Origin of the sequence: Paenibacillus sp. FSL M7-0896, from assembly GCF_037975415.1 — a bacterium.
Lineage (GTDB): Bacteria > Bacillota > Bacilli > Paenibacillales > Paenibacillaceae > Paenibacillus_AQ > Paenibacillus_AQ silagei.
Genome location: NZ_CP150250.1, coordinates 7,704,574 through 7,717,036, shown reverse-complemented (window position 1 = coordinate 7,717,036; position 12,463 = coordinate 7,704,574). Strand labels below are relative to the sequence as shown.

Annotated in this window: 14 protein-coding genes; 5 read left to right on the top strand and 9 right to left on the bottom strand. The window is 53.6% G+C overall.

What is annotated here, in order from left to right; genetic code table 11:
- Window positions 1–84 precede the first annotated feature (84 nt).
- A complete protein-coding gene (locus MKY12_RS33615; protein ID WP_076077442.1) occupies window positions 85–924 on the top strand; it encodes an SDR family oxidoreductase in 840 nt (279 codons plus the stop codon).
- A gap of 58 nt (window positions 925–982) precedes the next feature.
- On the opposite strand, the gene MKY12_RS33610 is transcribed toward MKY12_RS33615, so the two are convergent.
- From MKY12_RS33610 to MKY12_RS33575, 8 genes are all read right to left on the bottom strand, one after another.
- Complete coding sequence (locus MKY12_RS33610; protein WP_339312374.1) at window positions 983–1,429, bottom strand: hypothetical protein; 447 nt, start codon at window positions 1,427–1,429, stop codon at window positions 983–985.
- Window positions 1,430–1,482: 53 nt separating this feature from the next.
- Window positions 1,483–2,400, bottom strand: a complete 918-nt coding sequence (locus MKY12_RS33605) for an ATP-binding cassette domain-containing protein (protein WP_339253020.1) — start codon at window positions 2,398–2,400, stop codon at window positions 1,483–1,485.
- Window positions 2,397–3,407 carry an ABC transporter ATP-binding protein gene (locus MKY12_RS33600; protein ID WP_036723621.1) on the bottom strand — a complete coding sequence of 337 codons (1,011 nt, stop codon included), beginning with the start codon at window positions 3,405–3,407 and terminating at the stop codon, window positions 2,397–2,399. Before MKY12_RS33600 ends, MKY12_RS33605 begins: the two co-directional genes overlap by 4 nt.
- Before the next feature lie 14 nt (window positions 3,408–3,421).
- Entirely contained in the window at window positions 3,422–4,267 is an 846-nt protein-coding gene (locus MKY12_RS33595; RefSeq protein WP_339312373.1) for an ABC transporter permease, read from the bottom strand.
- 4 nt (window positions 4,268–4,271) lie between these two features.
- Complete coding sequence (locus MKY12_RS33590) at window positions 4,272–5,222, bottom strand: ABC transporter permease (RefSeq protein WP_036723626.1); 951 nt, start codon at window positions 5,220–5,222, stop codon at window positions 4,272–4,274.
- An 85-nt stretch (window positions 5,223–5,307) separates the two neighbouring features.
- The gene (locus tag MKY12_RS33585; protein WP_209876210.1) at window positions 5,308–6,921 is read right to left on the bottom strand and encodes an ABC transporter substrate-binding protein; all 1,614 of its coding nucleotides are present in this window, start codon (window positions 6,919–6,921) and stop codon (window positions 5,308–5,310) included.
- A 96-nt stretch (window positions 6,922–7,017) separates the two neighbouring features.
- Window positions 7,018–7,443 (bottom strand): peptidylprolyl isomerase, encoded by a 426-nt coding sequence (locus tag MKY12_RS33580; protein WP_076077412.1) that lies wholly within the window; start codon window positions 7,441–7,443, stop codon window positions 7,018–7,020.
- Window positions 7,440–7,658 (bottom strand): hypothetical protein, encoded by a 219-nt coding sequence (locus MKY12_RS33575; RefSeq protein WP_036723633.1) that lies wholly within the window; start codon window positions 7,656–7,658, stop codon window positions 7,440–7,442. The genes MKY12_RS33580 and MKY12_RS33575 overlap by 4 nt, the downstream gene beginning before the upstream one ends.
- Window positions 7,659–7,889: 231 nt before the next feature.
- Between MKY12_RS33575 and MKY12_RS33570 the strand changes: the two genes are divergently transcribed.
- From MKY12_RS33570 to MKY12_RS33555, 4 genes are all read left to right on the top strand, one after another.
- A complete protein-coding gene (locus tag MKY12_RS33570) occupies window positions 7,890–9,806 on the top strand; it encodes a glycosyltransferase (RefSeq protein WP_339312371.1) in 1,917 nt (638 codons plus the stop codon).
- Window positions 9,807–10,015: 209 nt separating this feature from the next.
- A complete protein-coding gene (locus MKY12_RS33565) occupies window positions 10,016–10,357 on the top strand; it encodes a sigma factor-like helix-turn-helix DNA-binding protein (protein WP_036723635.1) in 342 nt (113 codons plus the stop codon).
- Window positions 10,300–10,521 (top strand): hypothetical protein, encoded by a 222-nt coding sequence (locus MKY12_RS33560; RefSeq protein WP_076077403.1) that lies wholly within the window; start codon window positions 10,300–10,302, stop codon window positions 10,519–10,521. Before MKY12_RS33565 ends, MKY12_RS33560 begins: the two co-directional genes overlap by 58 nt.
- Window positions 10,522–10,917: 396 nt before the next feature.
- Window positions 10,918–11,622: an MBL fold metallo-hydrolase gene (locus MKY12_RS33555; RefSeq protein WP_339312370.1), complete on the top strand. Its 705-nt coding sequence runs from the start codon at window positions 10,918–10,920 to the stop codon at window positions 11,620–11,622.
- A gap of 116 nt (window positions 11,623–11,738) precedes the next feature.
- Here MKY12_RS33555 and MKY12_RS33550 read toward each other — a convergent pair whose 3' ends face one another.
- On the bottom strand, window positions 11,739–12,164 hold the full coding sequence (locus MKY12_RS33550; RefSeq protein WP_036723643.1) for a hypothetical protein: 426 nt from the start codon (window positions 12,162–12,164) through the stop codon (window positions 11,739–11,741).
- Window positions 12,165–12,463 lie beyond the last annotated feature (299 nt).

Here is a 12,463-nt window from a genome sequence, read left to right as displayed (position 1 = left end):
TATAATGTGGGCAAAACTGGAACATATATACCTTTTTCAATATTCCAAATCAATGAATTCAAACTAATGGAGGCGAAAGCTGGTATGAACAAAGTAATCTGTATCACCGGAGCATCCTCCGGCATCGGCCTTGCCACTGCACTGAAGTTCGCCCATGAGGGCTGGACGGTCTATGCCGGAACCCGCCATCTGAAGCGTGAACAGGAGCTGTACCAGAATGTGGAGGGTCTGCAGTTCGTAGAGCTGGAGGTGACACAGCCGGAGAGTATTCAGCAGGTTATAGACCGGATAGAAGCGGAGCAAGGCAAGCTGGATCTATTATTCTGTAATGCCGGATTCGGATATCTGAGAGCGCTTGGACAGGCACCGTTCCCTGAGATCGAGGATGTCTTCAATACCAACGTGTACGGGGTCATGCATACGATCCGGGCTGCACTGCCGCTGCTGCAAAAGACTGGCTACGCCCATATTGTGGCGACCTCCAGTGTCGGCGGACTGGTCGGGCAACCGATGAATGAGGTCTACTGCGCCAGCAAATTCGCAGTGGAAGGGCTGCTGGAGAGTCTGGCCACCTATTACAAGCCGCAGTTCAATATCGATATCACCCTGCTGGAGCCAGGAGCGATTGCTACGGAGTTCAATTCAACCGTCATGGGGCATGTCGCCAGCACCGGCGGCGTTCTGGAAGACGAGTACAAGCCAATTCTGGATGCTTATAGAGCGGCCTTCCTGGAGCGCAATGTGGAGCCGCAGACGGCAGACTCTGTTGCGGATGTGATGTGGGAGCTGGTACAGCTTGAGACCAAGCCGCTGCGCCTGCGCACCTCAGAGCGGGCCGAAGCCTTCGTTGCCCGCAAGGTCAGCACTGACCCTACCGGACTGGAAGGCGTACTAAGCACGCGCAGAATTCAGTTGAATATGTAAATGTAAACAGCCGCTCCCATTCCTGGAGCGGCTGTCTTTGGCTTTCCCTTATCAGATTCTAGCGCTGAATCGGCTCAATCCGGTACGTTCCGGTACTGCCGTCTCCAGCAGGCCCGCCAGTGACCGCCCAGCCGTAAGACAACACATCCTCCAGCCGTTCGCGTTCAGCCTCCGTTAATTCCGCTTCCACCGCTTCCTGCCCCTCTTCCAGCTCCAGCTTCGCTTCAATACCGAGTGCAACCTCGATCCAGCTGCGGATGCCGCGGATGGTATTGTATTTAATCTGGTAGCCTTCCAGAACGGCCCGGCGGAATCCCTCCGGCTGTTCCTCTGCAAGGGCAGACAACTGCCCGTAATCGAACTCGTATTTACTCTCATCGGCCGGCAGTTCCCCTTCGCTGACTCTGCGCAGCAGCTCTTCGTCAGATCCGGACAGCGCGCGCAGCGATTCCAGCAGAAGGGCATCCCATTGTGATAGCTTGACCTTGCTAGTCGGTATTGTCATTGTATCTCCTCCTTGATTCACAGATGTGTATCTCCTAAGATTCGTTCATAATATTAGTCTGCATATTCCCCGGCCACATAATGCCCGGGACTCACTTCCCGCAGTGCAGCGGCTTCCTCTGTCCCGCGCGTAGCCGGGTAAGCCTCCAGCTGGATTCTGCGGCTGGCCTTCATCGGGTCTGTCTCCAGAATGGAGGACAGCAGCGCTCTGGTGTAGGGATGGAGCGGATTATCATACAGCTCATCGCTTGGAGCCACCTCCACCAGCCGTCCGCCGTACATCACGCCGATCCGGTCGGCAATATGGCGGACCATCGACAGATCATGGGCGATGAACAGATAGGTCAGTCCGAACTCGGCTTGCAGATCCTCCAGCATATTAACGACCTGGGCCTGGACAGAGACATCCAGCGCAGAGATGGGCTCATCGCAGACGACGAACTCGGGCCGGACCGACAGCGCCCGTGCAATGGAGATCCGCTGGCGTTGCCCGCCGCTGAATTCATGGGGGAAGCGGTACAGATGCTCCCGCTTCAGCCCCACCTTCTCCAGCAGCTCTGCCACCGCTTCCTTGCGCTCTTCGCCCGGATAGAGACCGTGAATCCGCATCGGCTCACTGATCAGCTCCAGTACGTTCAGGCTTGGATTAAGCGAGGAATACGGGTCCTGGAAAATTGATTGAATCCGCCTGCGGAAGGGCTTCAGCCCTTTCTCGCCCAGCTTGCCAAGCGGCTTCCCGTCGTAGAACACCTCTCCGTCTGTATAATCGTACAGACGGAGCAGACAGCGTCCGACCGTGGACTTGCCGCTCCCGGATTCACCAACCAGTCCGAAGGTCTCGCCCTGACGGATCTGGAAGCTGACCCCATCCACAGCCTTAAGTACGCCCTTATCCCGTCCGCGCAAATCCTTGCCCTTCGGGAAATGCTTCTTCAGATTGCTAACCTCCACAAGCACCTTGCGCTCACTCAAGTGAAATCCCTCCCCGCTGTAACTGCTGTCTTCTCTTCTGTACCTTCGGTCAGCCAGCACATCGAGCGGTGCCCCGGTGCAAACTCGACTACCGGAGGACGTTCACTGCAGCGGGCGAAGGCATGCGGACAACGGTCCATGAACGGGCAGCCGGGCGGGGGATTCAGCAGATCGGGCGGTGTGCCCTCGATCGGAATCAGCCGCTCACGTTCACCGCCGCCGCGCTTCGGTATGGAACGCAGCAAGCCCTGCGTATACGGATGCTGAGGCCGGTAGAAGATATCCTGCACCGTCCCCTCCTCCATCACCAGTCCGCCATACATGACAATGACGCGCGTGCAGACCTGGGCTACCACTCCCAGATCATGAGTAATAAGCGCAACAGCTGTATCTCCCCGTTCCTTCAGCTCTTTGAACAGATCGAGGATCTGCGCCTGGATGGTCGCATCCAGCGCGGTGGTAGGCTCATCGGCAATCAGCAGCTCCGGGCGGCAGGAGAGCGCCATCGCGATCATCACCCGCTGGCGCATCCCTCCGCTGAATTCATGGGGATATTGCTTCAGCCGCTGCTCCGGATCACGGATGCCGACCTGGCGGAGAAGCTCCGCGGCTTCGGTATACGCCGCCGCTTTATCCAGTCCGCGGTGTCTGCGGATAACCTCTGTCAATTGCTGGCCGATTCGCTTGACCGGATTCAGCGAGGTCATCGGGTCCTGGAAGACCATCGCAATCCGGTTGCCCCGCAAGGACCGCCACTGCTTCTCCGTAAGCCCCTTCAGGCTCTTGCCGCGGAATTCCAGCTTCCCGGCAGTCATATGCCCCGGCGGTGTGATCAGTGACATGACCGCCTTGGCTGTAACGCTTTTGCCGCTGCCGGATTCCCCGACAATGCCTACGGTCTCACCCGCATCAATATGGAAGCTAACGCCACGGACGGCCTGATTCTCGCCGTCCCGGGTAGCGAAGGAAACCTGTAAATTCTCAACAGTCAGCAGCCGTTCAGTCATGATGTTAAGCCCTCCTATCTTCGGATCAGCTTAGGTTCAAAGCCGACCCGCAAAATATCTCCCAGCACATTAAAGCTCAGCACCGTAAACAGGATCATCAGCCCGGGGAACAGCGCCAGATAAGGCGCCTGGGCAATATACCCCTGTGCGCTGTTCAGCATACTCCCCCACGTGGCATTCGGCGGCTGTACCCCGAAGCCGAGGAAGCTCAGCGACGATTCCATCATAATGGCCGAGGCAATATTATTCGTCGCCCCTACAATAATCACCGGGACCAGCCCCGGAAGGATATGCCGCCAGATCATGCCGAAGGCACTCTGTCCCGAGGCTTTGGCATATAACACGTACTCCCGTTCCTTGATCGTCAGGGTCTCCGCGCGGACGACACGTGCCACATTCATCCACATCAAGAGAGCAATAATAATGATCAGATTGCCGATGCTCGGCTTCAGATAGACGCTGAGCAGCAGCAGGATCAGGAAGGACGGGATCGACATGATAATATCCAGCATCCGCATCAGCAGATTATCGATCCAGCCGCCGAAATATCCGCTAATCACCCCAACCAGCACGCCCACAAAGGTTGCTACGATCATGGAGGAGAATCCGACCAGCAGCGAAACCCGGCCTCCGTATAAGGCTCTGGACAGATAGTCGCGGCCATAATCATCGGTGCCGAACAGATGCGCGGCGCCGGGCTTCGTCAGGCGGGCCATGGCATCCATGGCATTCGGATCATGACCGGACAGGAAGGCAAAGACCGCCCCCAGTGTAAACACCATCAATATAACAAGAGCAGCGACACCCAGACCGTTCGTAAACAGCTCGGACTGCAGATTTTTCCATTTACTGCGATTCATGAGGTCACCCCTTCAGTTTGATTCTTGGATCGACAACGCTGTAGAGAATATCTGCCACCAGATTACCGAAGATCAGCATTAAGGAAGAGAACAGGGTAATCCCCATAATGACAGGATAATCCATCCCCTTCACCGCCGTCATCCCCAGGGAGCCGATCCCCGGCCAAGAGAACACCGTTTCCGTAACAATCGCCCCGGCCACCAGATCTCCCATCGACATACCGATCAGCGTGATCACGGGCAGCAGTACATGCTTCAGCACATGCCGGAACAGGATGGTGGATTTCTTCGAGCCAAAAGCGTACTGGATCTGCACATACTCCTCCTTAAGCTGTCCGATCGTGCTGGAGCGGATATAGCGCACATACCCGGACAGGAAACTGAAGGCCAGCACCGTACACGGCAATATCCCGTGCTTCAGCACATCAAGCGGCGATTCCACACCAATGGTGCGCATCCCCATGCTTGGAAGCAGGTGCAGCTTGATCGCGAACAGATACATCAGCAGGATCGCCAGCCAGAATAAGGGGATGGAGATGCCGATATAAGCGATAAAATTGATTAGCTTGTCTACCCAGCGGTTGCGGTTCGCACCGGCCACGAGGCCCAGCGGAATGGCCAGAAGGACGGCCAGGGCAATGGCGCTGCCCATCAGACCCGCAGTTGCGGGGAGGCGGTCCAGAATCTGATCCAGCACAGGCTGGTGATTGACCAGCGAGTACCCGAAATTGCCCTGGACCATCTCTTTGATCCAGATGAAATATTGGATATAAGCAGGCTTATCCAGCCCCAGATTATGACGGATGCGCTCAATATCATCAGCGTGCATATTGGGCGTCACGAAAGACAGCACCGGATCTCCCGGAGCCAGCTTAATCATGGTAAAACAGACCACCGATACAAAAAACAGCATCGGCAATGTTTGCAGCAACCTTCGGACGATGAGTTGTCTCATACGCAGCTTCTCCCAGCTCTTAACAGGCAAAAATAAGCTGGGGGAACCAGCTTATTTTTTTGCCTTGCTTATTTTGTGAGGCGGATTATTTCTTGTAAATCTTGGACAGGTCTTCGAAGATGACGACCGGCTTCAGGACAGCCTCATCAATACCGCCATAGTTCTTCGATACTGCTACCACGGTCTTGGTATAGGCGATAGGATAGATCGGTGCATCCTCGGCTACCAGTTCCTGCGCTTTCTTGTAGATCTCTGCACGCTTAGCCGGATCTGCTTCGCCTGCACCGTCATTCATCAGCTTATCGACTTCACTGTTGGAATAATGCGAGTAGTTGGACGAGCTGTCCGTAGTGAACAGGATACGGTACGCATCCGGATCATACCCCATGATATAGCCGGTCAGAGCCAGTTCATAGTCGGTCGCCTTCAGATCAATGAATTTCTGCACCCAGGCCGAGGAATCCATGTTCTGCAATTCAACCTCTACGCCGATTGCCTTCAGCTTCTGCTGCACATACAGCGAGATGGCTTCCTGCGCCTTGTTACCGCTCTGTACGATATACCGGAGCTTCAGGTTGCTCTCACCGGCAGTGGCCAGCAGTTCCTTCGCCTTGGCAGCATCATTGTCAAAGGTAGGGACATCGTTCGTGAAGTACAGTGCATCCGGAGTCAGGAAGGACTTTGCCGGATCAGCATATTCGCTGGAAGTGTACGCCGTCTGAATCAGCTCGTCGCGGCTGAGGGCCAAAGACAGGGCTTGCCGGACTTCTTTTTTGGCGAGGGCACCGGTATCGCTGTTCGCATTGAACATCAGATAAGCGAGGCGGCCTTCGCTATACGGGAGAATCTCAAAATTATTCGTCGCTTGAATCGTAGGAACATCCTTCGGGTCCAGATACTGTACATTAATCTCGCCGTTCTGCAGAGCCAGATTCGCAGCATTGGTATCCTTGGCAATCCGGTAAGTGACCGAATCCAGATGCGGCTTGCCCCCGAAGTAGTTGTCGAAGCGTTCCAGCGTCAGATACTCGCCAGCCTTGTATTCCTTGAACTTGAAGGGACCGGAGCCGACAGGAGAAGCGTTCTTCGTGCTCTTCTCAATGTTGGTCTCATTCTCGTAAATGTGCTTCGGAATCGGGAATACCTGTACCAGCGTGGCTTCAAAAGCCGGGCTGACCTGCGGCAGCTTGAACTCCACAGTCAGGTCATCGACCTTGACAGCCTTAATCGCTTTGTCGCCAATCAGGAAGTTGGCACGCAGGAAGCTGTTCTGCTTCTCATCAAGAATGCTGTCGATGGTGAATACCACATCATCCGCCGTCAGCTTCTCTCCATCATGCCAGGTCAATCCATCCTTAAGCTTCAATGTATACGTCAGATTATCGCTTGACGGTGTCAGGCTGTCTGCCAGGTAGAAGGTCTTCTTGCCGTTGTTCACCTGGAACAGCGGAGCATACAGGGCCTGGTCAATGGTCAGGCTGACACGGTCACCCGCATAGTTCGGATTCAGCACTACCGGATCGGAAGCGACCCCTATAATCAGACTGCCTCCATCTTTCGGTTCGCCGGCAGCAGGCTCTTGTGATGCAGCCGGTGTCTGTGCCGCATTGGTAGATGAAGCGTTATTCCCACTCGAACATGCACTGATCATCAGTGTTAATAATAGTAGAATAGCAACCCCTGTTATCCCTTTACGCATTGTCTCTTCCTCCATGTCTATGAGCATTCCCACTCGTTGTTGAGTCATTATATATCGGAATACTAGGAATTACAATGTATGAATTTACCATGGGCTTTACCAGACGCGGACCTCCTGCATGACCGCTCCGCGTCGCAGGGCATCGACATGCTCCATTCCTTCCGTAACCCTGCCGAATACCGTATGCCAGCCGTCCAGATAATCGAACGTATCATAACAGATAAAAAACTGGCAGGACCCCGTGCCTGGTCCAAAATGCGCCATAGACAGCGCCCCGCGCACATGCTTATGGGGATTCCCCTGCGTCTCACAGGGAATGGGATCTGTGCCGCCTCTGCCGTTGCGCTCCGGGCAGCCGCCCTGGGCAACAAAGCCGCGAACCACACGCTGAAAGGCCAGACCGTTGTAAAAGCCGCTGTTCGCAAGCTTTTCAAAATTGGCTACGGTTCCCGGCGCTTCCTGATCGAACAGCTCCAGCCGAACCTCCGGTCCCTGCTCCAGACGGATCAGAGCCTGCTTCATGGCGCCTCCTCCTCTACACGGGCTGCAGTGTCTGCCGGTACACCGATATAGACGGCCGTCTTGGCAGCATGCAGCGGCGCATAAATCTCCTCGATATCCTCGTCCACGAGCGGCCTAAGCTCTCCGCCCTCCATATGCAGGAACACCTCAGCGCGCGGATTCATCGCCAGGAGGACATTGATCAATTGCTGTACTTTTAACGTTGGCTTGTCCATCCTCTCACTCCTGCCAGCCCTCTTCCGGGGATTATATATATTAGCGGTATTGTACAATAGCTCAGGGCAAACGGCAATACGGCTCTCTTCTATACATGCAGGTGATTATTTCGGGAAAATGGGGAAAGTCCGGTACTTCTCTAAAAATATCGAATACATATAATTTATATCAACTATTTGCGAATCCAAGGGGATGTTCTATCATGTTGACCTTATTCTGGAGTGGCTGCTATGAATCCGAATAGAACCCGGGTGCTGCTGGGCAGCCCGATTCATCAAAAACCGGCGATCCTGGAGCAATTCCTGAACTCTCTGCTGCGTCTGAACCTGAAGGATATCGATCTTGATTTCTATCTGATTGACGATAACCCGGATGAAGCCGCAAGCGGGCTGCTGCAGCAGTTCGCCCGGAACGGCAGATCCGTCTTCCTGCAATCCTCCGGCTACCATGATAACTATATCCGAGATGAGCATACTCATGTCTGGCATTCCAATCTGGTCTGGAAGGTGGCCGGATTCAAGAATCTGATGATCCGGCGGGCGGAGGCCTTCGGCTATGACTACCTGTTCCTGATTGATTCGGACCTCATTCTGCACCCGGATACGCTGCTGCATCTGATCGGTACAGGCAAGGATATTATCTCCGAGATTTTCTGGACACAGTGGCAGCCGAATACACTGCTGCAGCCGCAGGTATGGATGCATGACGAATACAACCAGTGGGAGATTCATCCGGGGGAACAGCTCTCTCCGGAGGAGATTCAGCGCCGTTTCTATGCTTTTTTGCTGAAGATGCAGCAGCCTGGAATCTATGAGGTTGGCGGACTTGGCGCCTGCACGCTGATCAGCAGCTCAGCCCTCAGCTCCGGGATCAGCTACGACCGGGTCCGTAATATCTCCTACTGGGGAGAGGACCGTCATTTTTGCATCCGTGCAGCGGCCCTCGGCTTTCCGCTCTTCGTGGATACCCACTTCCCTGCGCTGCACCTCTACAGAGACAGTGATCTGGATCTGGTGGCGGAGTTCATCCGGCACACCTCGGGCGCGGAAGCAGCTTCTATAGTAGAAGCGAAGGATGGGGCAGGCAGTGATTCGGGAGCAGCCGGGGCCAGGAGTGAAGCAGAATCTGACGGCTCAGATGAAGCGCCGACCGTTGAAGACAGCGACACTGCTCTGCCGGGCCATACAGAGACGGCTCCATCCCCTGCTGACAAAAGAGTACAAGAGGCAGCAGCGCAGTGGGATGTGCTGTGGACCGAAGCCGAAGCCCGGCAGCGCTTGTCCAAGGAGCCTCTGCCTGCTGACGTAGCCGAGACGGCAGAAGGAAGCGGAGCGGTGAAGGAGCCTCCGGCAGGAGGCAACAGCACAGGCAGGGAAGGAGAAGCAGGTCTGCAGAATCCTCAAGCCGCTTATGCAGCGTCCCCCGTCACCCCGGCAGTCCCTGCTTCCCGCCGGCCCAAGCTGACCCTCACGATGATCGTCAAGAACGAAGGCACCAGATTCCTGCGCCAGGTGCTCGAGGAGCACCGCAAGTATATTGATGAGGCCGTCATTATCGACGACGCAAGCACAGATGATACAGCCGATATCTGCCGGGAGGCTCTTGAGGGGATTCCGCTCCACCTGATACAGAATCCTATCTCCCGCTTCCATAATGAATCGGATCTGCGCAAGCAGCAGTGGGAGGCGGTGGTTGCGACCCGTCCTGAGTGGATTCTTAATCTGGACGGAGATGAGCTGTTCGAGTCATGTTTTCCAGAGGAGGTAGACTCCCTGCTGCGGACAGCAGATTGCGACTTATTCTGTTTCCGGCTCTACGACTTCTGGGATGAGGGAAGTTACCGCGAGGATATGTACTGGCAGGCCCACCAGAGCTACCGTCCGTTCCTGCTCCGTTACCGGGAAGGCTTCACCTATACCTGGAATGATCTGCCGCAGCACTGCGGGCGGCTGCCGGAGAATATCTTCGAGCTGCCCCATCAGTTAAGCAACCTGCGCCTGAAGCATCTTGGCTGGTCGAAGCCGGAATTCCGGCTGGAGAAGTATCTGCGTTATATGCTGCTGGACCCGGATGCTGAGTACGGCTGGAAGGAGCAGTATCAGTCTATCCTTGACCCGAAGCCCCGGCTGGTGAGTTGGAGCGAATAAGGCGGAGGGCTAAGTCATAAGAAGAGAGGAAGAAGCTCCTTATCGGAGCTTCTTCTTTTTTGGCAAATAAGCTTCAGGAAATATATCACTATAGGTCCGCAGGCAAATATGCTAAAATAACAGAACATAAGTTCGTATTTTGGTTGTAAAATACATCCTAATATTTCCCTATTATTAGAAAGATATATAGAAGAGGAGGCGTAACGGAAATGGAACAGCAAATGATACAGCGTTACCGGCAGGAAATCTATCGAATCGGCTGGCGCTTACAATACCGCAGCAAGCGAACCCGCCGGCATGAATGTACCTTCATGGATATCCGCCCGGCTCAGCGGGATGAAGCGGAGGAGATGATTAACCGGTTGTCCGTTGAGCAGCTATTAGATACCCTTCCAGCCAAAGGAAAGGTGATTCTGCAAAAGATTTATCTGCAGGAAATGACAGAGGCTGAGGTCGCGGCACAGCTGCATATGAGTCAACAGGGGGTTAACAAATGGAAGCAAAAAATGCTCCAGCAGCTATCACAGACAGCGAATTCGCAGACCTTCTGACAGGTGTCCGCCAGAAACAGCCGGAGGCCATGCTCCAGATCATCGAGCTATTTCAGGAGGACATCGAAATAGTCAGTCAATGCATCCTCCTCCCGCGGGAGGATGCCATTTCACATATTGTGACGGAGATTCTTAACTTCATACAGGCGGGGGATAGCACATGAACAAGCGGGCAAACGCCGACCTAACGTGGCGCTGCCCGCTTGTCATTCATTGGGAATAGCTAATCTATCAGGCAAGACCGGCATTCATGCCGGCTGCACCCTAGATATTGACATTCCTGCTAGGGTAAGGTTTATGATTACTATAAGAAGTTCCGGCCGGAATAACTTATGAAAGGGTGTTCATGCGTTGAAGATCGGAGAGTTCGCAGCTTGAGGCCCATGGGATGTTACATCGGAGGTCTGGTCGGACCGTTCGGAACCGGCACAGATATCCGCATCATTATCGAGGCTTCCATCGACACTCTAGACCGGGCACGGCGAAATGGGGTAAACTCATTAAATATTGAATCGTACATTGTATAACTCGGATGCCACAAGAAGGGGTTGAACCTATCCATGGAACTCTACGCCGTAAAATTTGGTGAATCTTCATTTCGCTTAAGCAACGTATACCGCGATATGCATCATTCGGAGGAGTTAGTCCAGATTGCGTGGTCATTTTATATTGCCAAGCATAATAATAAAACAATCTTTATCGATACAGGCTTTCGCGATGAGAATGTGGCACAGCAATGGGGAATTACACTAACAGACGTAGCAGACGAGTTAAGAGGCATCATTGGCAATCTAAGCTCCGTAGATACAGTCATCATTACGCATAGTCACTTTGACCATATTGAGAATCTTGACTTGTTTGATAAACCTGAAATCATTATTTCAAAAACCGACTATGAAACTGCGCTACAGCAATGCTCGCCGGCCATCAAGGAGAAGCTGCTTCAAAGCCAGGTTGTCACCGTAGACAACGAATATATTTACGACAACCAGTTCAGATTCAAGGTGATCAACGGGCATAGCCCTGGTTCATCGGTGGTTTACTTTGAATCGGTTCATACCAACTATATAATTACCGGCGATGAATGCTACTGGTGCGATAATTTGCTAAGCAATCGGCCGAATGGGGTTTTTTCCAGTACAGAAAATAACGAACGGTTTCTAAATGAGGCTCATCACAGCGGATTAATTCCGCTCCCATTCCATGATCTGCAAATATTCGAACACTATCCGGCCGTTTCTAACAATATAGTGAGAATCCTTTAGATTTTGGATAATGCCAAGATGACTTGGATTACTTCTACTAACAACAAACGCGCTCAAAGCTTCTTTGAAAACATGAACGCGGTCAAAGGGAAGGATTGGGTTCACTACTCCCTTATCTAAATCAACGCGTCGAAATGGCCTTCTGCGTCTACCGTCGCTGTCCGGGGATCGGTCAGACCGATGCCCTTAAGGCCTCCCTTTCCCTCAGTCCGCCAGGGCGGAGTATGATCCTGAAGCGGGGGAGCAGGTACAAATGAAGCCGAAGCGGTACTCCCGCTTTTCTGCACCAGATGGGCCTCCAGCTGCCGTATTTGCCGCTGCAGCTGCTCCCGGCGATAAGGAGTCTGCATCTCTCCGCCCTGCGCCGCATTCACCTTGTCCAGCTCCATCAGCAGCCGGTTGCGCTGCTTCTCCAGAGAACTGACATCACTCTGTGTGCTGCCGTAAGCTGTAGTGGCCTGTACCGGGCTGATACCGGATACCGTCTGTGCCGCCATGATCTCTCCCTCCGTTTCCTTGGCTTCTGCTGCAAATCCAGCCATATTCGAAAGTTCTAATCATTTCTATTACCCGGCAGCTCCCGCCATGACAACATTTCAACCACATATTTACAAAAAATCGTCGCATAGTCTCAATTCGGATGCTGGTTGGACCATACCAAAGACCTAGCCGGGAGGTCTGTAAAAGCGCCAAAGGCCCATGTTCGCTTTGCCCCGCACCGCTTCCAACGGCAGTTCCAGTCCATATTTATATCATCTACAAAGATATGCTTTTGTCTCTTTCTAACGAACCTTATTTGACATAAGATTTATCCTAGTACCTCATCAGATTTAAAATAGTG

Excerpts from the sequence above, each read along its gene's own strand:
- MKY12_RS33615 (WP_076077442.1), top strand. The coding sequence starts at position 85 with ATGAACAAAGTAATCTGTATCACCGGAGCATCCTCCGGCATCGGCCTT.
- MKY12_RS33610 (WP_339312374.1), bottom strand. The coding sequence starts at position 1,429 with ATGACAATACCGACTAGCAAGGTCAAGCTATCACAATGGGATGCCCTT.
- MKY12_RS33600 (WP_036723621.1), bottom strand. The coding sequence starts at position 3,407 with ATGACTGAACGGCTGCTGACTGTTGAGAATTTACAGGTTTCCTTCGCT.
- MKY12_RS33595 (WP_339312373.1), bottom strand. The coding sequence starts at position 4,267 with ATGAATCGCAGTAAATGGAAAAATCTGCAGTCCGAGCTGTTTACGAAC.
- MKY12_RS33590 (WP_036723626.1), bottom strand. The coding sequence starts at position 5,222 with ATGAGACAACTCATCGTCCGAAGGTTGCTGCAAACATTGCCGATGCTG.
- MKY12_RS33585 (WP_209876210.1), bottom strand. The coding sequence starts at position 6,921 with ATGCGTAAAGGGATAACAGGGGTTGCTATTCTACTATTATTAACACTG.
- MKY12_RS33580 (WP_076077412.1), bottom strand. The coding sequence starts at position 7,443 with ATGAAGCAGGCTCTGATCCGTCTGGAGCAGGGACCGGAGGTTCGGCTG.
- MKY12_RS33575 (WP_036723633.1), bottom strand. The coding sequence starts at position 7,658 with ATGGACAAGCCAACGTTAAAAGTACAGCAATTGATCAATGTCCTCCTG.
- MKY12_RS33570 (WP_339312371.1), top strand. The coding sequence starts at position 7,890 with ATGAATCCGAATAGAACCCGGGTGCTGCTGGGCAGCCCGATTCATCAA.
- MKY12_RS33565 (WP_036723635.1), top strand. The coding sequence starts at position 10,016 with ATGGAACAGCAAATGATACAGCGTTACCGGCAGGAAATCTATCGAATC.
- MKY12_RS33560 (WP_076077403.1), top strand. The coding sequence starts at position 10,300 with ATGGAAGCAAAAAATGCTCCAGCAGCTATCACAGACAGCGAATTCGCA.
- MKY12_RS33555 (WP_339312370.1), top strand. The coding sequence starts at position 10,918 with ATGGAACTCTACGCCGTAAAATTTGGTGAATCTTCATTTCGCTTAAGC.
- MKY12_RS33550 (WP_036723643.1), bottom strand. The coding sequence starts at position 12,164 with ATGGCTGGATTTGCAGCAGAAGCCAAGGAAACGGAGGGAGAGATCATG.